At 51.0% G+C, this 18600-nt stretch carries 17 protein-coding genes; 7 read left to right on the top strand and 10 right to left on the bottom strand.

What is annotated here, in order from left to right; translation table 11 throughout:
* The first annotated feature begins 105 nt into the window (after nucleotides 1-105).
* Nucleotides 106-780, top strand: a complete 675-nt coding sequence (locus ACFQ88_RS26095; RefSeq protein WP_239628832.1) for a flagellar brake protein — start codon at nucleotides 106-108, stop codon at nucleotides 778-780.
* Nucleotides 781-872: 92 nt separating this feature from the next.
* A complete protein-coding gene (locus tag ACFQ88_RS26090; RefSeq protein WP_239628834.1) occupies nucleotides 873-1700 on the top strand; it encodes an NAD kinase in 828 nt (275 codons plus the stop codon).
* Between the two features lie 130 nt (nucleotides 1701-1830).
* Here the strand turns inward: ACFQ88_RS26090 and ACFQ88_RS26085 are convergent, their stop codons facing one another.
* On the bottom strand, nucleotides 1831-2442 hold the full coding sequence (locus ACFQ88_RS26085; protein ID WP_379458603.1) for a YutD family protein: 612 nt from the start codon (nucleotides 2440-2442) through the stop codon (nucleotides 1831-1833).
* A 100-nt stretch (nucleotides 2443-2542) separates the two neighbouring features.
* Nucleotides 2543-3418, bottom strand: coding sequence for a lipoyl synthase (lipA, locus tag ACFQ88_RS26080; protein ID WP_379458601.1), 876 nt, complete (start codon nucleotides 3416-3418; stop codon nucleotides 2543-2545).
* 166 nt (nucleotides 3419-3584) lie between these two features.
* Between lipA and larB the strand changes: the two genes are divergently transcribed.
* Entirely contained in the window at nucleotides 3585-4376 is a 792-nt protein-coding gene (gene larB, locus ACFQ88_RS26075) for a nickel pincer cofactor biosynthesis protein LarB (RefSeq protein ID WP_239628841.1), read from the top strand.
* A 2-nt stretch (nucleotides 4377-4378) separates the two neighbouring features.
* The gene (gene larC, locus ACFQ88_RS26070; RefSeq protein ID WP_379458589.1) at nucleotides 4379-5539 is read left to right on the top strand and encodes a nickel pincer cofactor biosynthesis protein LarC; all 1161 of its coding nucleotides are present in this window, start codon (nucleotides 4379-4381) and stop codon (nucleotides 5537-5539) included.
* Nucleotides 5540-5578: 39 nt separating this feature from the next.
* On the opposite strand, the gene larC2 is transcribed toward larC, so the two are convergent.
* Nucleotides 5579-6067 (bottom strand): nickel pincer cofactor biosynthesis protein LarC2, encoded by a 489-nt coding sequence (gene larC2 / locus ACFQ88_RS26065; RefSeq protein WP_379458587.1) that lies wholly within the window; start codon nucleotides 6065-6067, stop codon nucleotides 5579-5581.
* A gap of 188 nt (nucleotides 6068-6255) precedes the next feature.
* Between larC2 and ACFQ88_RS26060 the strand changes: the two genes are divergently transcribed.
* On the top strand, nucleotides 6256-7290 hold the full coding sequence (locus tag ACFQ88_RS26060; protein WP_379458585.1) for a M23 family metallopeptidase: 1035 nt from the start codon (nucleotides 6256-6258) through the stop codon (nucleotides 7288-7290).
* A 66-nt stretch (nucleotides 7291-7356) separates the two neighbouring features.
* On the opposite strand, the gene ACFQ88_RS26055 is transcribed toward ACFQ88_RS26060, so the two are convergent.
* From ACFQ88_RS26055 to ACFQ88_RS26040, 4 genes are all read right to left on the bottom strand, one after another.
* The gene (locus tag ACFQ88_RS26055; protein WP_239628851.1) at nucleotides 7357-8130 is read right to left on the bottom strand and encodes a transporter substrate-binding domain-containing protein; all 774 of its coding nucleotides are present in this window, start codon (nucleotides 8128-8130) and stop codon (nucleotides 7357-7359) included.
* 280 nt (nucleotides 8131-8410) lie between these two features.
* Nucleotides 8411-9937 (bottom strand): extracellular solute-binding protein, encoded by a 1527-nt coding sequence (locus tag ACFQ88_RS26050; RefSeq protein ID WP_379458583.1) that lies wholly within the window; start codon nucleotides 9935-9937, stop codon nucleotides 8411-8413.
* Nucleotides 9938-9971: 34 nt separating this feature from the next.
* Complete coding sequence (locus ACFQ88_RS26045; protein WP_379458581.1) at nucleotides 9972-10847, bottom strand: carbohydrate ABC transporter permease; 876 nt, start codon at nucleotides 10845-10847, stop codon at nucleotides 9972-9974.
* A 48-nt stretch (nucleotides 10848-10895) separates the two neighbouring features.
* Entirely contained in the window at nucleotides 10896-11858 is a 963-nt protein-coding gene (locus ACFQ88_RS26040) for an ABC transporter permease (RefSeq protein WP_379458579.1), read from the bottom strand.
* Nucleotides 11859-12148: 290 nt separating this feature from the next.
* Here ACFQ88_RS26040 and ACFQ88_RS26035 point away from each other — a divergent pair, with 290 nt between their 5' ends.
* Both ACFQ88_RS26035 and ACFQ88_RS26030 read left to right on the top strand, forming a co-directional pair.
* Nucleotides 12149-14443 (top strand): helix-turn-helix domain-containing protein, encoded by a 2295-nt coding sequence (locus ACFQ88_RS26035; RefSeq protein ID WP_379458577.1) that lies wholly within the window; start codon nucleotides 12149-12151, stop codon nucleotides 14441-14443.
* A 458-nt stretch (nucleotides 14444-14901) separates the two neighbouring features.
* Complete coding sequence (locus tag ACFQ88_RS26030; RefSeq protein WP_379458575.1) at nucleotides 14902-15171, top strand: hypothetical protein; 270 nt, start codon at nucleotides 14902-14904, stop codon at nucleotides 15169-15171.
* On the opposite strand, the gene yunB is transcribed toward ACFQ88_RS26030, so the two are convergent.
* From yunB to ACFQ88_RS26015, 3 genes are all read right to left on the bottom strand, one after another.
* Nucleotides 15091-15882 carry a sporulation protein YunB gene (gene yunB, locus ACFQ88_RS26025; protein WP_239628858.1) on the bottom strand — a complete coding sequence of 264 codons (792 nt, stop codon included), beginning with the start codon at nucleotides 15880-15882 and terminating at the stop codon, nucleotides 15091-15093. The genes ACFQ88_RS26030 and yunB overlap by 81 nt on opposite strands.
* A 184-nt stretch (nucleotides 15883-16066) precedes the next feature.
* Nucleotides 16067-16885, bottom strand: a complete 819-nt coding sequence (locus ACFQ88_RS26020; protein WP_379458572.1) for a sugar phosphate isomerase/epimerase family protein — start codon at nucleotides 16883-16885, stop codon at nucleotides 16067-16069.
* A gap of 132 nt (nucleotides 16886-17017) precedes the next feature.
* Nucleotides 17018-18526, bottom strand: coding sequence for an extracellular solute-binding protein (locus tag ACFQ88_RS26015; RefSeq protein WP_379458570.1), 1509 nt, complete (start codon nucleotides 18524-18526; stop codon nucleotides 17018-17020).
* Nucleotides 18527-18600 lie beyond the last annotated feature (74 nt).

Here is an 18600-nt window from a genome sequence, read left to right as displayed (position 1 = left end):
AGTAGGGAGCGTTTTGCATTTCGCATAGGCTCTGCCATTGTGTTATCTGGAAATATTGATTATTATGGAGTTATATGTTTACTACTATTACTCTATGGTGATCCTATGAATTGGAACCAAGCTTTAGGTTACGAAATGATTGTGCCTCGAATGAGCGCCAACCTTATTATTGTCGGTGAGACTAAAGAAGGAATGCCGTTCTGCTACGAGGACAGCTTCGTTCTGCAAAAAGTGGATGAACAGCAGCTGGTCGCTACCATGGAGTTTCAGATGAACCCTTTGGAAAAGCTGCACCACGTATGCTTTATCGAATTTTCATTCCGCGAGCGGGGAATTCTATATTACGCTTTTGTAGACCTGCTCGAAATAGAATCCAAGCGCAATGTCTGCACGCTAACTCTCACGGCTCCGCAGGAGCTGAGCACGTTTCAAAACCGCAGGTTCCAGCGTATCCACCTGCCGGTCAGGACTCCGCTCACCTGCCGGATTATCGGCGTGCGCAAGGCGTCCACGCATCAAGGAATTGCTTTTTCCGGACAAATTCAGGATATTTCCGCCGGCGGGCTCTCGTTTGTAACGAATACACGTATTTTTTATCCGTTATTTTTGGAGCTGAGCTTCGTCCTGCCGGATCATCCTAACAAATTTGTCGTGAACGGAGAGATTGTCCGCGTCACCCATTTCAGCAACGATTCGTACCGGATCGCTGTGGAATTCCGGAATGTGCCGGAAAGCCTGACTCATCAGATTGACGAATATTGTACACGTACGAGCGAGTAATTCGCGAGCGAAGCAAACTTTGCATTACAAAACTCAAGGCTTATGCTTACGAAGTAAGTTTTGCTTCGCAAAACTCTTAGGAGGATACCCGATTGAAGTATAATGTTGTTCACCGCGGAGACGAAGTGTCCTTCCAACTCATGCAAACATTCCACCGGCTCGTCGGACAGCACGGCCTTGTCCACGATGAGAAGCATCCCGATGTGGTCTTGTCTATCGGCGGCGACGGTACGATGCTGCATGCGTTCCATCAATACAAAGAACAGCTGGAGACGATCGCTTTCGTCGGTATCCACACCGGGAGACTTGGATTTTTTGCTGACTGGAAGCCGGATGAAGTCGAGCTGCTCGCCGACCTGATGGTAGAAAGCTCTCGTCAAAACGACCTGCGCGTCGTAAAATATCCACTCGTCGAGATTCAAATCACGACGAATCAAGGTATCGAAACGCAGCTGGCTCTGAACGAGTTTACACTCAAAGGCGTGGATGTAACGCTGATGGCGGAGCTGCATATCAATGACGAGCCGTTCGAGACGTTCCGCGGCGACGGAATTTGCATTTCGACGCCGGCCGGCAGCACCGCCTATAACAAAAGTCTCGGCGGCGCCATCGTACATCCGACGCTCGATTCCATCCAGATTGCGGAGATCGCCTCGATCAACAACCGGGTGTTCCGAACGCTCGGATCGCCGATTTTGCTTCCGAAGCATCATCATTGCGATATTTATCCGCGAAGCAATCAGAATATCATTTTGTCGCTGGATCACGTCATTATGCAGCGGAACGATATTATATCCATTCGCAGCATGGTCGCGGCAGGCAAAAAAGTGAAATTCGCCCGCTTCCGCCCCTTCCCGTTTTGGAGCCGGGTCCGTGAAGCCTTTATCGGCTATGAGCCGATTCCGGAGAAGAAGCCTTGATTCATACGAGGCTTCTTTTTTTCATGCACGAAGATCGCCAATTGGAAGGATCTCCGATACACTTTCTCGATTTTAAACTTCCCAATGTGGTCAAAAAAGCCAGCCCATCAGGGCTGGCTTGGTTCATTCGTTAAGTTTGCTTCACTTGCTGCTCTTTTACCGGCGCCTGCTGCTCCTTGGATTGGGACTGGCGCTGCGCATGTTTATGATGATGATTCCGGTTTTTGTGCCCGGAGCCGTTTTGGTGATTCTTTCTATGCTGGTGATTCGGGTTGTGCTGCTGTTGATTGCTGTTGTGCTGATTCGTATTTTGCTGCTGGCTTTGTTGAGGCTGCTGCGGCTCACGTTGGCGCTCCGGCTCCGCATGCAGCCTGGCTACCGGCTCTGAATCCGCCGCTGTCTCGGATTGCGCTTGTGCCTCCTCGACATCCATAGCGCTTCCCGTCTCTTGCGGGAGGTTCGCATGCTTGGACGGCACTTTCTCAATAATAAAATAAGCGCAGCCAAAATTGCAGTATTCGTTCAAATAGTCCTGAAGCGTTGCAATGGAGGAGTCTTTCGTTGCTTTCGGGTGGTTGTCCTTGAAAAAGCCCCGCAAGCGCAGCTGATTATAGCCCCAATCGCCGACGATAAAATCATACCTTTCGAGCACTTCGCTATATCGGTCGCGGAACGCCTCGGGTTTCCAGCCGTTCTTGTGGTCTACCACCACTTCGTACGTTTTATTGGCTATGTGGATCACTAGTTTGGGTCCCTCCTAAAAAGTTTCACGAAGTGAAACTGGCTACGAAAGCATTTGGCTGAGTTTCACGAGGTGAAACTCATTCAATAACTGGCCGCCTTTATGCTTGCTTGGCGGATTTAACCTGCTCATGCGCATGATACGAGCTGCGTACCAGCGGACCGGATTCGACGTGGCTGAAGCCGCGTTTCATTCCTTCGGTTTTGAGCTCGGCAAATTGCTCGGGCGTATAATATTTCGATACCGGCAAATGATTCAAGGAAGGCTGCAAATATTGGCCTATCGTCATAATATCACAGTCCACCGCTCTTAAATCGTCCATCGCCTGCAAAATTTCGTTCCATTCCTCCCCAACGCCAAGCATAATGCTTGATTTGGTAGGAATTTTGGGCGCAATGTGTTTAGAACGCTTCAAAAGCTCCATCGAACGCTCGTATTTCGCTTTTGCACGCACTTTATCGGAAAGACGCTCTACCGTTTCAATATTATGATTCAAAATGTCCGGCTTGGCCTCCAGCACGGTACGAAGGGATTCTTCGCTGCCTAAAAAGTCGGGGATGAGCACCTCGACACTGCACATAGGAAGCCGTTTGCGGATAGCCAAAATCGTCGCAGCAAAAATCGAGGCTCCTCCGTCTGCCAAGTCGTCTCTCGCAACGGATGTCACGACGACATGCTTAAGTCCCATCTGCTCGGCCGCTTCCGCTACGCGCTCCGGCTCCTGAAGATCCAGCTCGGTTGGCAGCCCTGTCTTCACGGCGCAAAAGCGGCATGCCCGGGTGCAGATATCGCCTAAAATCATAAAGGTAGCGGTACGGTTAGCCCAGCATTCATGAATATTCGGGCATTTGGCTTCCTCGCATACCGTATGCAGCGTCTTGCCGCGCATCATATTTTTTAATTCCTTGAAGTTATCTCCGGTCGTTAATTTTATTTTCAGCCAATCGGGTTTGCGCTCTATTTGACGAGTAGACATATCCTGTCCCTGCTTTCTAGTTCATTGTCCTTAGTCCTTACTCTTGAAGCTATTATATCAACGAACGCTCGAACAATCCACTTTCCATTTCATTTATGATAAACTAAAAGCGATATTATTTTCGTTATAACCCAATACCTTTTGTGTCCGGAGGAATGTGTTTTTCATGATAAATTTGGAATCGATATTAAAGCTCGTTCGCTCAGGAGATTTGGATGTTGCGGAAGCAAAGGAGCAGCTTGACGAAATCGTCAAAGGGACGCAGATCAAGTCCGATGGAGTCGAAGATCTCGGATTCGCCCAGCTGGACACCGACCGGGCGCGGCGCACCGGCTTCCCGGAAGTAATTTACGGTGAGCACAAGACCGCGGAGCAAATCGCCGCCATATTCGAAAGGCTTATGCAGCACTCCGACCGTGTGCTGGCGACTCGTATCAGCAAAGATAAAGCAGATCACGTGCAGAGCAGGATTGAAGGAGTCACTTATCACGAGGAAGCGCGCGTGCTGACCTGGTACCAGAACGATGCGGCGCGCAAGCCGGAAGGCTCGGGTTACATAGCTGTCGTCTGTGCAGGCACTTCGGATCTACCTGTTGCCGAGGAAGCGGCGCTCACAGCGGAAATCATGGGCTGCCGCGTAGAGCGGATTTACGATGTAGGCGTTGCCGGCATTCACCGCCTGTTCCGCAGGCTGGAAGTCATCCGTGGAGCTACTTCCATTGTTGTAGCAGCCGGCATGGAAGGCGCGCTGACGAGCGTAGTCGGCGGACTGGTCTCCAAGCCTGTTATCGCGGTACCGACCAGCGTAGGCTACGGCGCAAGCTTTCAAGGTCTCGCGGCGCTGCTCGCGATGCTGAATTCCTGCTCATCCGGCGTATCGGTGGTTAACATCGACAACGGCTTTGGCGCAGGCTATAACGCCGCATTGATTTACAAAACTACGATAAAGAGGGATTAACGATGAAAATAGCTTATTTGGATTGTTTCTCCGGCATTAGCGGCGATATGACCCTGGCTGCCTTGGTGGATGCGGGTGCGGACCGTAATTATATCGAAGAAGAGTTAAGCAAAATAACAATTGAACCGTTCTCTCTCGACTGGAAACGGGTCAACAAAAAGGGAATTTCCGCCTTGAAAATGGACGTCGTGCTGGACCCTGATACTCCGCCTTCTCACCACCGCCATTACTCGGAAATCGTACAGCTCATTCACCGTGCAGGATTCAACGAACGGGTCGTGAAGCTGAGCCTGGCTATTTTCGAAAAAATCGGCGTTGCTGAAGCGAAAATTCACGACATTCCAGTGGAAAAGGTTCATTTCCATGAAGTAGGAGCCATCGATTCCATCGTGGATGTCATCGGCGTCGCTCTGGCTATGGACTCCCTGGATGTGGAAAAAATTTACGCTTCCCCGGTACCTCTCGGTTCGGGAACGGTCCGCTGCGATCACGGCATTTATCCAGTACCGGCTCCGGCTACGCTCGAAATGATGCGCGGTTTGCCTATTGCGCCTACTTCCTATTCGATGGAAATGACGACGCCTACAGGGGCCGGTATTATTTCCGGACTGGTTGACGAGTTCGCCAAAAGCTACCCTCCGATGATCGTTGAATCTATTGGTTACGGTGCCGGAACCCGTGATTTGCCGAATCAGCCGAACGTGCTGCGTGTCGTGATCGGCCAAGCCGATCCATTTATTCATAAATATCAAATTCATCCCGAGGCGGTTCACACCCCTGTGCACCACCATCATCACCATGCGCATGAGCATGAGCATCATCATTCGCACGATCACGATCATTCGCATGAACATGGCCATTCCCATGATCACGGCCATTCGCACGATCACGGCCATTCGCACGATCACGGCCATTCGCACGATCATAGCCATTCCCATGATCACGGCCATTCGCACGATCATAGCCATTCTCACGATCACAGTCATTCTCACGATCACAGTCATTCTCACGATCACGGCCATTCCCATGATCACAGTCATTCGCATGATCATGACCACGAACATGAACATGAGCACGATGATCGGCGCCATATCCATAAGCATAGCCACCATGAGCACGAATCGCACTCTCATGGGCACAATGCCAGCACTTCGTGCAACTAATTCAAAAGGACACCTGACCGGTGTCCTTTTGCTTTTGCCTTAATCCAGCGGCTGCTGCTTGTCATTGTTAAAAAACCGCCGCTTCACTTCATCGTACACTTGCTTCAACGGCACGCCGTGCTGCTTGGCCGCTTGCTCGCACTCCTTGAATTCTGGAGCAAATTGCACCATCGCGCCGCGGTGGTAGCCGACTTTTACATGAATCTCTCCCCAAGGGGTGGATACCGCCTCGAACTCTCTTCCTAGCCTATGAACCGATGCGCGCATATAGCGAAGCCCTATCGTAGTCGTTTCGCGGAAAATTACGGCTTCCATCGCCTCCAGCAGCTTCTCGTCAACCAATACGTTCAGCATGACGCCGGGGCGGCCTTTTTTCATAATGATCGGTATCCAATACACATCGTTCGCACCCGCGTCGAACAGCAGATCGCTTACATAAGAACAAAGCTCCGGGTTCATATCGTCAATGTTAGCCTGAAGCACGATCATTCCTTCGTCCACATGCTCTTCCCTATGCTGAAAGCCCATTTTGAATTCCTCCCTGCCAGGCAGCTGCCGAGCTATTAAATTCCAACATTATACCAAAATTTTATATACCTGAAAAATGATTCTCTTGAAACCGCCGCTACCCTTTCTCTGGATAAAAACAGGCCGCGGTTCACATCCTATACGTATCAAAATCTGCTCTGAAAGTACATGGTGGAGGTCAAAAGTTTATGGCAGCGAGATGGAAGCGCCCAATTCTTGCATTATCGATATGCGGGGGCCTGCTTATCGGAGCGGCTTTCCCTGCAAAAGCAGCACATGCCGCTGCTCCAAAGCCGGGAGCACCGGGCACCAATATGAAAGCCGTCTTTGCCGAACGCAAAGATGTGTTCGAGAAGGTTGGCGCAGTAACAGGCATTCCATGGAACTACTTGGCGGCAATTGATCAATACGAACGGACGATTAATCTGGCACGCAAAAGACCGGTAAGCAACGGACTTGTCGGCATCTATTTCTCAGAGCTGCAATGGTGCGGAATGATGAATCCGGACAACGAGGATACGAATGAAAACAGCATCGCACTGTTTGACGGCGTCGGCAGAGACGGCTCGGGCGACGGCAAAGCCGAACGGACCAACGATCTGGATGTGCTGAATTCGATGGCGACGCTGCTGTTGAAGTTTGGTACCGCTGAGGAAGACTTGAGGATCGGGCTCTGGGAGTATTACCAAAACACGAGAAGCGTTGAACGCATCCAGCAATTCGCGCAAATTTATGCCAAGTTCGATACGCTTGATCTTCACGAGCATACCTTCGTCATGCCGCTCAAAGCCGATTATTCATATCGCAGCACATGGGGCGCTAGCCGGGGATGGGGCGGCTACCGTATTCACGAAGGCACCGATCTGTTCGCAGGGTACGGCGTCCCTGTACGAAGCGCGGCATACGGCATGATTGAAGTCATGGGATGGAATCCTTACGGCGGCTGGAGAGTCGGAATCCGTGACCTGAACAACGTATATCATTATTACGCTCATCTATCCGGATTCAATAAGGAAGTCAAAGAAGGGGATATTGTGACCCCAGGCCAGGTCATCGGTTACGTCGGCAGCTCAGGGTACGGTAAACCGGGGACTTCAGGGAAATTTCCTCCGCATCTTCACTACGGATTGTATCGTGATAACGGTCTGACCGATTGGTCCTTCGATCCTTTTCCCCATTTGAAAAAGTGGGAGCGCGAGGAACGCATGCGGAAGAAGAAATGAGGCGTTTCGCGGGTAAGAAAAAAAGCCGGCAGATTCTTCGGAATCCCGGCTTTTTTATATGAACATTTATTCTCCCGGCAGCTTCTTCGGCTGTCCTCCGAACCACTGCTTATACAAGGCTTCGTAGGTTCCGTCCTTGGAGACGGTTTCGATGGCGCCGTTGATTCTGCCCATGTAGTTGTTTTTCTTTTTCGCAACGACAGCGTAGCTTTCCTTGTTCAATACTTCGCCGACCATCTTCGCCTTGCCTTTGCCGGAGTTTTGCAAGTAATCATGAACGTTCCGTTCATCAAAAATGACGGCGTCCACGTTCTTGTTCACCAATGCATCGTAGGCTTCCGTAATATCGGGGTAGCCACGGATTTCCTTCGCTCCTTGTATATTGCCGGCGTAGGTATATGCCGTCGTTCCGTTCTTGGTTGCGATCACTTTTTGCGCCAAATCGTCTTTTCCTTTAATTTGATTGTTATCTGCGGCAGTGAGAATGACCAGTCCCGTCTGAAAGTAAGGATCGGAAAAGGCAAAGTTGTCCTTGCGCGCTTTGTTCACCGTCATTCCTGCCACGGCGAGATCGATATCTCCCTTACTCAGCGCCCGGGTTATCTCTCCGGAGTCCATCGGCACCAATTCGTATTCGAGGTTCGCTTTTTTGGCGAGCACCTTCCATAATTCGACCTCGAAGCCTTTATTTTCTCCTCCTTCCGTATACGTAAACGGCCGGAAATTGCTCTCGATGCCGACTTTGACGGTTCTTTTGTCAGCCGTACAGCCTGCCGTGACCGCCAGCGTCAGCAAAAGTGTCAGCAGCAATCCTCGCTTGCCTGCCTTTGTAACGCGCATCGACTTAGACTCCCTTCGTATTAGATCATCGATGCTATTATTTGTAAACGGGCGCCCGGCTATTCAGCCTGACCAAGCCCTCTGTGCGGGGTAACAACCGCTCTTGCTCTCGGGTAACAGCGGCAGGAGTTCGCCAGCTCCGCCCGGGACTCACCCCCAAAAGATGACTCTCATTTGCAGCACATACAACAACAAGCCTGGCATACCGCTGCCAAGCTTGCGTCTTATTGAGACCACCTATCCGGGCGGCCTCCTTTTGTTGTGGAGCGCGTCCAAAATCTTATTTCTTGGTCTTCTGAGCATAAGATTCGTTCATTTCCTTGATCATCTTCTGCAGCTCCGCGTCCTGCTTCAGCTTCTCGATAAAAGCGTCATATACTTCGATTTTCTCCTGCCCCATAATGATCTTCACTCTCATATCGTCGACCTTTTTCTTAAGATCGGTCCACAATTTGGTTCGGGTTTCGGAGTACACACCGACAGACGGGTTTTTCGGCGCAGCCTGCTCCCTCTCCGCGTATACTTTCTTGTTGATATCATAAAACTCGGGGGTAATGCCGGGCACAAGCGTCACCAGATCGTTGCTGTTCAAGATGTATACCCCTTTGAAGTTGCCGTCGATCAAGTCCGTCTCAAACTTATCCGTCGTCACCTTCATCCCGTCTTTTTCCGTATAATGAACGTCCTTGATCCCGTAGTTGGCCAAATCATTGCCTTCCTTGCTGTAGCCGTAATCCATGAACGCGAGAATTTTCTTTACCTTATCCTCAGGCACCTTCTTCGGTATGGCGAAAGCTCCATAGTAACCGTCAGTGGAAATGGTGAACTTGTTGCCCTGAGGCCCCTTCAAGAAAGGAACGGGCACCATGGCGGCCTGCGGATTCGTCTTGCGCAGCTCGGCTGTAAACGTCCATCCGTTGTTCATCGCATAACCGGCGGAGCCCGCTTTGCCGCTGTTGACGGCATCCCCGATATTGGACAGCTTCAGCACCGGGAAATCCTTGCTGATGAGATTTTCATCATACAAGCTCTTGATGTACAGCAGCGCTTCCTTCGACTCCGGCTCGGTAATGATCGGCACGAGCTTCCCGTCTTTTTCCTTCCATTCCCCGTTCGTGTTGTTATAAACATTGTAGATGAAGCCTAAGGAGCTGGTCATCGCCGAGTAACCGGTCGTATCCTTCTGTCCGTTGCCGTCGGGATCGTTGTTGACGAAGGCATGGAGCGTCTTCTTGAAATCGTCCAGGGTTTCCGGCATTTTCAAATTCAATTTATCCAGCCAGTCTTTGCGGATGAGCGGGAACAGGCCGCCGCCTACAACCGGGTAAGGCCGCGGAACGACGTACGCCTTGCCGTTGATTTTGCTGTTCTCCCAAGCATAATCCGGCACATTTTTAAAATTCGGATAATCTTTAAGGAATGGGGTCAAATCCCAGAAAGCCCCTTGCGAGATCATGCTGCGGAACTGAGGAGTTTCAAGAGATTCCAGAAACATCAGATCGGGAATATCCCCGGATGCCAGCGTCACGTTCGTTTTCTCCAAAATATTGTTCGGCGAAACCCAAGTGACATGCAATTTGGTATTGGTCCTCTTCTCGATTTCCTTCCACATGACGTTATTCTCGTCGGCGAATTGTTTGCCGTAATTGATGACCATAATACTGATATCCGTCGTTTTACCGCCGGCACTGCTTCCGGAGTTGGCCGAACTGCCGGGATTGGATGCCCCGCAGCCGCTAAGCAAAGCGGAAGTCATAAGCCCGAAGGCCGCAAGTGTAACTGTAACCCGTTTTCCCTGTTTGATCATTTTAGTGCTCCTCCCGTAAAATAAATTATTGGTATTATCCTTTTATAGAGCCCACCATAGCCCCCTTGGCAAAGTGCTTCTGAAGAAAAGGGTACACAATCATAATCGGAACGGTCGCTATGATGACGGCCGCCATCTTCAAGGTTTCCGACGGCATCCTTACTTCGGAAACGATCTGAGTGGAAGCCCCTCCGACGGCTGTCATCGGGTCGATAAGCATTTGCTGGAGCAGCACCTGAAGTGGCCACTTCGTATGGTCGTTGATATAGATCACTGCGTTGAAGAATGTGTTCCAGTACCCGACGGCGAAGAAAAGGCCGAAGGCGACAAGCGCAGGCAGTGACAGTGGAATTATAATGCGGAAGAACACGCCCAGTTCATTGCAGCCGTCGATTCGGGCCGCTTCCTCGAGGCTGTCCGGTATACTGTCGAAGAACCCTTTCATCAGGAGGATGTACCACCCGCCGGTTAACGCCGGAATGATCATCGCCCATACGCTGTTTAGCATACCGAGACCTTTGACGACCATATAGGACGGAATCATTCCCGCTTGCAAAATCGTCGTTAAAAAGATGAGCAGCATCAGCGTCCGGCGAAACCGGAGCCGCCGGCGCGAGACGGCGTAGGCCAGCCCCGAGCTGACGATCAGGCTAAGAATTGTTCCGAGCGTGGCCAGCACGGTACTGATTTCGATCGATTTGACAAACGAGCCGGTCGACATGAGATATTTGTAAGCTCCAAGCGACCATTTCTCGGGGAACAAAATGAACGGCTTTTGGTAATACTCCGTCGGGTCGGTAAACGATACGACCGTAATGTAGTAAAACGGGAACAGACAAACCAGGCTGAGGACAAGCAGGAATGTAATGTTCAAGCTGTTAAACACGCGGTCTTTCCAAGTCTGCTGCATAGTACCCCCCTCTTCGTATTCAAGGCATGACTTTTCTTTCAGACGCAATCAGAAGACTCCTTCTTCCCCAAGCCGTTTGGCCGCTTTGTTAGCCAATAATACAAGAATGAAGCCGACAATCGATTTGAACAGTCCGACGGCAGTGCTGTAGCTGAATTCTCCCTGCTGGATTCCCTTGCGGTACACATAGGTGTCGAACACATCGGCTACGTCGGCGACGGCGCCGTTCATCATCAGGTAAATCTGCTCGAAGCCGACATCCATGACATGACCGAGCCTCAGGATGAGCAGAATGGCAATGACGTTGCGGATCGCGGGCAATGTAATATGCCATGCCTGGCGCAATCTCCCTGCCCCATCCACTCGGGCGGCTTCATACAGCTGAGGATCGACGGCAGCCATAGCCGCTAGAAAAATGATCGTCCCCCAGCCTGCTTCCTTCCACATAGACTGAAGCGTGAGCAGAATCCAGAAATAGTCCGGATTGGTCAAAAACGGAACCGCTTCTCCCCCTGCCGATTGAATGATCTTATTAATCAAGCCTTCGGATTGAGACATCATCAAAAAGGTTAAGCCGATAATAATAACCCAGGACAGAAAGTGCGGCAAATAGATAATGGTCTGCACGATTCTTTTGAACAGCATGCTTCGCAGTTCATTGAGCAATAGGGATAACAGAATGGGAAACGGGAAGAAGAACAGTAAATTCAACAAGCTGATCGCCATCGTGTTGCGAAACAGCATCCAAAACTCTTCTTCCGCAAACAGCCTCTGAAAATGCTCGAGCCCGACCCATTCGCTATTCCACATCCCCATATAGGGCGAGTAGTTTTGAAAAGCAATAACGAGGCCGCCGATCGGAATATACTTGAAAATCAGTAAATAAAGCAAACCGGGCAGCGCAAGCAAATACAAATATTTGTCCCTGATCAAGTCTGCAAGAAGAGTGCTTCGCCGCAGCGTTTTTTTATTCAGAGCGGCCTGTGCATTCTGTACGGACGGTGATGCCATAAGCAACCTCCTAACCATTTCGAGTTGAGTCCAACGATAGCGGCCGATGCCATTTCCGGCAATAATAACTTCTTGCAGAACGCTGAATTCCGTGCCACAGCGCGCTTTCCAGCCTGTTAATGAATCCGTTTCCAACTAACATGAAATTAACAATTTATGAAATTAATTCTAACTATATATTTACATAAATCTTACTTTTACGTATAATTACTATCTATTGAATCCCTCGAGCTCTTATTTCCGCACACCTCGATTGGCACAGACAACAGAAATACCCGGGAGGTCACGCCATGCGATTCACACCCAAAAAAGGCTCTTTATACCGCAAATACCTGATAACCGTCTTATTGGCTGCTTGCGTACCGATTCTTTTAATGGGAACTCTCTTATACGCCATATTGACCAATCGAATGGTCGAAGAAATGAATTCTTCCCATAAAAAGCAGCTGAACCAAACGACGCAGCGTTTCGATGATTATTTATCCCAGCTGGAGCTGTTTCTAGGTCGGCTAACGTTGGAGCCGGCACTGAATTATTCCCTCGAAAGCACGGACTTCGTTCAAAATTTCGAAAAAACGAAAGAAATCGACCGTTCCCTGTCTCTAATGCAAAACTCCAATCCGCTCATACAGGAAGTCGCCTTATACGTCCGCAGCTCCGGCACGCTGCTGAGCAGTGAAGCAGGCTTCCGTCAAGTCCAGTCGCCACAAGACCGGGAGCCGTTCGAGAAACTGCTGTCTGAAGACAAAGACATTTTCTGGAACGACGCGGTTCGCAGCACAACGGCTTCTCCCCCCAGACAGGCGATGATTGTCAAGCTAAAGCAAAGCATTTACGATGTACATGCCTATGGGGCTGTCATCGTTTATATCAACAACAAATTTTTGAATCAATTTCTGTACAACATGGCTGCCGAGGATGGATTTGCCGTCTTATTGGACCCGACAGGCTCCGTAGTCGCCAGCTCGTCTATGATTCGCAGCGGTCAGCTTTCTCCGACCCTCATTAAGGAAGCGGTTACATCGAGACAGAAGCAAGTTAGCCAAACGTACAAGCTGAACGATCGCAGCTATTCCGTCTCCTATGGAACCATGTCGCGCTTAGGCAACCAATGGACGTATTTGTCCGCTACACCGGTATCCTCGATCATGAAGCCCGTCGATTTCATTTTTACGATGATTGCGGGAATTAGCTTGGCCGGTCTGATGACGGCGCTGCCCCTCTCTTGGTTCGCCTCGAAAAGCATGTACAAGCCGCTTCGACGGCTTATAGGGCTGTTCCACAAAGATTCGGAAATGGATGCAAGCGATGAGGCCGTCTATATCGAGCGGCAATGGACCATGCTGCTCAAGCAGCAGCAATCGCTGGAGACCAAAGTAAAGGAATCGATCCCTTCGCTTCGGGACAGCTTGCTCATGCAGTTTCTGATGGGGCATCTCTTTTATTTGAACGAGGAAGAGCTGCTGCACAAATTGAAGGTGCTTGATTGGGATGTGGAAAATCGCCGCTTCTCTTTTATCGTATTTCAATTAAGCAGCATGATCGGCAAGGAAAGTGTCTCCAATGAAGACGAACCTATGATCTCCACCGCCCACCTGAACATTATTCAGGAGCTGTGCTCAGCCAAATTCGACAGGGTCTATGTCCAAAATTATCACGACGTCACCGTCGGAGCTATGATTGCCCTTCCATGGGATGTTACGGACGAGGATGCGCATAAGCAGCTCTTGGAACTGGCGGAGACGGCTTCCGCTATGCTCTCCTCCGTCTTGAAGATGCAGGTGACCGTGGTCATCGGTAAAACGGCGGATACCTTGGTAGAGGCCCCGGATTACCTGGAGGAAACGAAGAATGCGTTGAAATACAGAGATTTAAATGTAAGCCATCAAATCCTGCTCGTCCATGAGCTGAACCCGGCAGGCGGAAGCTCCATCACCTATCCGTTTGAGATCGAAAAGAGCATCATCTTCGCCCTGCGAACCGGAAATGAAGAAGAAGCCTTCAACAGTCTGCAGTTGTTCATGAATACGGTCCAGGCTCAATCGGGCTCGCCGCTCCTTATTCAGCAGGCTTCGATGAAGCTGCTGGGCTCCGTTCACGAAGCCGTCTTGAAATCAGGAGTGAATATGATGGAGCTCTATGAGGGAGCCAATCTATATGAGGACATCATGCAGATGACGGAACCGTCCGAGGTCCTTGAGTGGTTCAAAAGCTGCGTGTTCGCCCCGTTCCTGACCGCGGTTCATTCGTCCCAGGAGCTGCAGGTGGCGAATATCGTGCAGCAGGTCATCCAGCACCTGGAGCAGCACTATATGGACGATCTGACGTTCGAAGCCATTGCCGATGCTTACGGGATCGGAATGTCCAAACTGAGCAGAGCGTTCAAGCAAGCTACGGGAGCCACTTATACGGATTATTTGATCCGGCTTCGGCTGGAGCGGTGTAAAGAGCTGCTCGTTACGACCGATTTGAAGATCCATGAGATCGCGGACATGCTGCGCTACCAGCCGGCTTACTTAATCCGCATCTTCAAGAAATTCGAGCAGATGACGCCCGGCCAATACCGGGAGCATCACACGGCTTGAGCTGCGTGCCGCTTGCAGTTCGGCGCGAGGAGCTCCCTGCCATTATGTATCCCAGTGAGCCTATCCGTTGGATGATCCGGTCGAACCGAGGCGCTTGCGGAAGTCGAGCGTTTCTCACCGTTATAATCGAGCACTTTACTCAGGAAGCTTCTGGTTGATTTCCGAGGTCACAACCTCCATGGCTGCACATTCATATGATGCGGCCCTCTTCTCGCGCAGCGAAGGAATCCATTAATTGAAGCGGCGATCCTTATGAAATCTGATGCATTTGAGCAAATTCTTGTCAGCTGGTTTTGGTTCATCGCCTTTCACATCTCCCGGCAAGCTTGGATGTACAACGCGCCATATCCTAAAGTATAAGCCATCTACTGTTTGGCATTTGGAGTAACCTTGCTCAATTTTTATAACATTCTTGCGCATTGCTATTATCCCCACCCTGACGACCCGCAGGAGCTGCTATGAATTTGCTTTGGAGGCAGCCATGCCGCGACTATTTCGTAATGCCGGGTTGCGACGAGCAGCTGGTGCTGCAGGCAAGGAATGCCGAAGCGATTCGTTCCATGCTCCGCGAGCTGTTCGACATGGTTCAGAGGCACCGGACGAGAAAAAAGACTGCTCGGTTTCCCGGCAGTCCTGAATTGACGCTGCTATTTTTTGACGGCAGGCTCCTGATTCGTCTTGCCGCTTGTGCCGCCCTGAACCGCTCCATTACCGGAGGCGGGGGCTGAGCTGTTAAGCGATGGGATCGATAAATTCGGCGGTGGCGTCGTATTGCCCGTCGGATTCCCTTTTCCATCAAAGTAGTAGGTAGGCACATCGCCGACAACGAGCGCGTACGATATCGGCACCTCCGTCTCCACCACCTCGGGCTCGGAGTCGAAAGGAATGATGACGCTGACTTCCGCGATAATATGAATGTAGACCTCTACAAGAATCATATTGATGCCTGCGTTCTGATATCTGGTATTCAGCTCCACCTTCACATTTCCGGCCGGTACAAGCCTCACCGGGATCATGGGGCCGAAGGAAGCGAGCAAGGAGCTGTGCATCGCCTGCCCGAGCGGAATATGCTCCGGAATGTCCTGCAGGTCGGACAGCTGATTTTGTACGGTGGAGATCGTATCGGCGGTAATTCTCATATGCTCCGAGTAGTTCAGCATAAACCCGGTCGTCTTGCCGTTCTTGTCCGTCCGCCAATCAATGAGCTGGTCGAAGGTGGTGCCGCGCGCGATCCGGTCGGAAATGGCCGTATTGATCGCCTGCGTAGCAATTTGCTTGATCCGGACTTTGGCCAGATTGGTCAATGGCGGCCACACATTTTTCTCGATGTATATGAACGACTGGATCGTGAACAGAATGACAATAATGAGCAGCAGCGCTATATTGCGTTTGATCTTCCTGACTCCGGTAGGGCTGCTTCTCCATCTTCTTCTTAGCACCCTCATAGAGACCTCCTCAGAGTTTTGCGCTTGTCTTGTCGTACGTGATACCCGGCATGTACTTTACAGCTTATGCTGAGCCATGCCAAAAAAGAAGAGCAAGCCTGTGCCTGGCCCTGTTTCCGCACAAAAAAGACCCGATCCATACCGGATCGAGTCTGCGTATACTCTCATTGAAGCTTGCTTATATATCCAATCGGCGCTGCAGAACAAAGTCGCGGGAGAACTTCATATGCTCGATATCTACGCCTTCCAATGTCATATGTACCATAGGTTTGTACTGCTTCACCAGCTCCATGAACATGCGGTAATCCAGCATGCCTCTGCCGGAGGACACGGTTTCGAGCTTTCCTCTCGCATCTACCTGAATGTCTTTGGCGTGAATGCTGACGACGCGGTTTCCGAGTAGACGGAAAGCCTCCTGCATCACTTCGTGCTGACGCTCGTAATTGTTCTGGGTCATCAAATTGCACGGATCCAGAACCACCCCGATATTCGACGATGGAAACTCTTCAATCAGCTCGGCCAGCTGTGGAGCAGTGCTTATCAAGTGGCGGTTCGCCGCTTCCAGCCCAATCAATACGCCCCACTTCTCCGCTTCCTCGACCAATTCCTCCACTGCCGATTTCAGACGCTTAGAATAGCGGTCGTGCTGATCCGTATCCGGCACACCGGTCTCCGTAGCTACAATCGCCGTACCGAAGTGACGGGCCATCCGGAGATGCTCCTTGAACCGGTCTACATTGTGCCTGAATTTCTCGTCATCAAGCTCGATCAAGCTAACGTAGCAGCCCAGTACAGGAATGCCCACGCCGTTTCTGTCGAACGCTTCGGCAATGCTGTTCGCAAGTCCCGGACTCAGCTTGCCCAGACTGCAGTCAACGTCCGATATCGCTTTGGATAATGCAAGCTGAACATAGTTAAACCGATAGGAGGCTACCCTGGCAGCCAATTCTGCATAAGGGAGCGTACCTACATTGTGAGCTAAAATACCGATTGACATCTTTCCACTCATCTCCTCTGGTTACTTCATCGTCTAATGTTCGTTTATCGTAACAGGACCATTATAGCTGTAAAGGGATAAAACGGTCCATCCGCATCTGCCAAGCTCCATCCCTTATTGTTCTATCTTTCCTCATTTGGGATTCATGAGAGCATAGGCCTGCTCGTACTGCCTGATCATTTCGTCTCCCCCGGCCTTTCGCCATTTCTGAACCTCGGCCTCCCAGCCCGCATCGTCGATTTTCCCCATAATATACAGCGTCTGCGCATCCATGATCAACGTTTCGAGCTCCTTGCCCTTCTCCGTATAGACGGCGGAATCCAGATTCAATGCAGGGTTCGGGACGGCGGCGGACAAGCTATCATTGGTAATCCGGGTCGCTTTCTCCCCTAACGGCGTGTCCTTCAATGGCGCGACCTGATAGCCTTCTCTATTAAACAGGCTGTCCCTGTAAGGCTTCACTTCCCTTTGAAAGGCCGTGAAATCTTTCATTTCGGTTTTCCCGTCCTGCGCCTTCACATAATGCTTGTTCTCTATTCCTCTCAGCTGGAGGGTGGACATCGGCTCATCCATCAGTTTATCCGCGAACTCCAGCACCTTCCTCAGCTGGTCTTCGGTTTTTACCGCCGCTTTGGGTATGACATACAGCCCGTTGTTACCGATCTCCCCGGCCACCCTGATTCCCGCAGGTCCCGTAAGCGGCATCACATCGTACTGCCCGAACGGATTGAGTTTGACAAGGCGGTCCTGCATGCTCTTCGCATTGGCGGCTACCGCGATTCGTATGCCCCCTAACCCCAGATCATACGCCTTCTCCGCTTCGCTCTCATCCAATATGGCAAAATCCGGATTGATCAGCTTCTCACTGTATGCCCTCCGGAACAGCTTCAGCATGTCCATAAACGGCTCCGTCATGAATTCCGGCATAAACTTGCCGTTATGAACCCCCCATTTGTTCGGAGCGCCGAAGCTGGTGGCCAGCCGCGTCGTCAAGGCCGACGAGCCGTCATTGTACCGGTTGGATAAAATCATGCCGTACGTATCCGCTTTGCCGTTGTGATCCGGATCTCCCGCGGCGATCGCTTTGAATGCCTGATACCACTCCTCCGGTGTGGTCGGAGGCTTGATACCGAGAGACTGAAGCCAGTCGGTGCGATAGATGACAGCCCCTCGCGCAATATCGCGGAAAATAGGGAGACCGTATAATTTGCCGTCCACCTTGATGTTATCGTAGAACGGAGCATCCTGCGCCGATAAATGCTTGTATTGGTTCAAGTAAGGGCCGAGCTCCCAAAAAACGCCGGATCTCATCGCGCTGATCGCAGTCGGGATATACTTGACCCGGAGCAGCATCGGCATATCGTTGGATGCGATCATGATGTTGACTTTATCGTCGTAGGCGGCATTCTGAATCCATTGGATATCCAGCTTGGTACCGGTATAGCTCTCTATCGCGCGCACCACTTCATTGTCTTTCCCCGGTACGTCGCCGACTTGAGAAGTCCCGATCGTGATGGCGAATGACGGCTTCGGCGCTGTCCCCGGTTCGGAGCCTTCGGTAGGGCTGCCGGTACAGCCCGAAACGACCGCTATCGCCAAGATCCCGGCTGACCAGCGAAAACCCGTCACGTTGCTTGCCATGTCTGCTGAAGCCCCCTGTCTTGTAGGCTGATATCCATCCCAACGGCCCCAAGTATGCTAGCGGACCCTTTCCC

It is taken from the genome of Paenibacillus sp. NPDC056579 (assembly GCF_042793215.1).
Classification (GTDB): Bacteria; Bacillota; Bacilli; order Paenibacillales; family NBRC-103111; genus Paenibacillus_S.
This window is presented reverse-complemented; position numbering and strand designations above follow the sequence as displayed.

Coding starts and splice junctions, on each gene's coding strand:
- ACFQ88_RS26095 (WP_239628832.1), top strand. CDS start 106: ATGAATTGGAACCAAGCTTTAGGTTACGAAATGATTGTGCCTCGAATG.
- lipA (WP_379458601.1), bottom strand. CDS start 3,418: ATGTCTACTCGTCAAATAGAGCGCAAACCCGATTGGCTGAAAATAAAA.
- larB (WP_239628841.1), top strand. CDS start 3,585: ATGATAAATTTGGAATCGATATTAAAGCTCGTTCGCTCAGGAGATTTG.
- larC (WP_379458589.1), top strand. CDS start 4,379: ATGAAAATAGCTTATTTGGATTGTTTCTCCGGCATTAGCGGCGATATG.
- larC2 (WP_379458587.1), bottom strand. CDS start 6,067: ATGGGCTTTCAGCATAGGGAAGAGCATGTGGACGAAGGAATGATCGTG.
- ACFQ88_RS26060 (WP_379458585.1), top strand. CDS start 6,256: ATGGCAGCGAGATGGAAGCGCCCAATTCTTGCATTATCGATATGCGGG.
- ACFQ88_RS26055 (WP_239628851.1), bottom strand. CDS start 8,130: ATGCGCGTTACAAAGGCAGGCAAGCGAGGATTGCTGCTGACACTTTTG.
- ACFQ88_RS26050 (WP_379458583.1), bottom strand. CDS start 9,937: ATGATCAAACAGGGAAAACGGGTTACAGTTACACTTGCGGCCTTCGGG.
- ACFQ88_RS26045 (WP_379458581.1), bottom strand. CDS start 10,847: ATGCAGCAGACTTGGAAAGACCGCGTGTTTAACAGCTTGAACATTACA.
- ACFQ88_RS26040 (WP_379458579.1), bottom strand. CDS start 11,858: ATGGCATCACCGTCCGTACAGAATGCACAGGCCGCTCTGAATAAAAAA.
- ACFQ88_RS26035 (WP_379458577.1), top strand. CDS start 12,149: ATGCGATTCACACCCAAAAAAGGCTCTTTATACCGCAAATACCTGATA.
- ACFQ88_RS26030 (WP_379458575.1), top strand. CDS start 14,902: ATGAATTTGCTTTGGAGGCAGCCATGCCGCGACTATTTCGTAATGCCG.
- ACFQ88_RS26020 (WP_379458572.1), bottom strand. CDS start 16,885: ATGTCAATCGGTATTTTAGCTCACAATGTAGGTACGCTCCCTTATGCA.
- ACFQ88_RS26015 (WP_379458570.1), bottom strand. CDS start 18,526: ATGGCAAGCAACGTGACGGGTTTTCGCTGGTCAGCCGGGATCTTGGCG.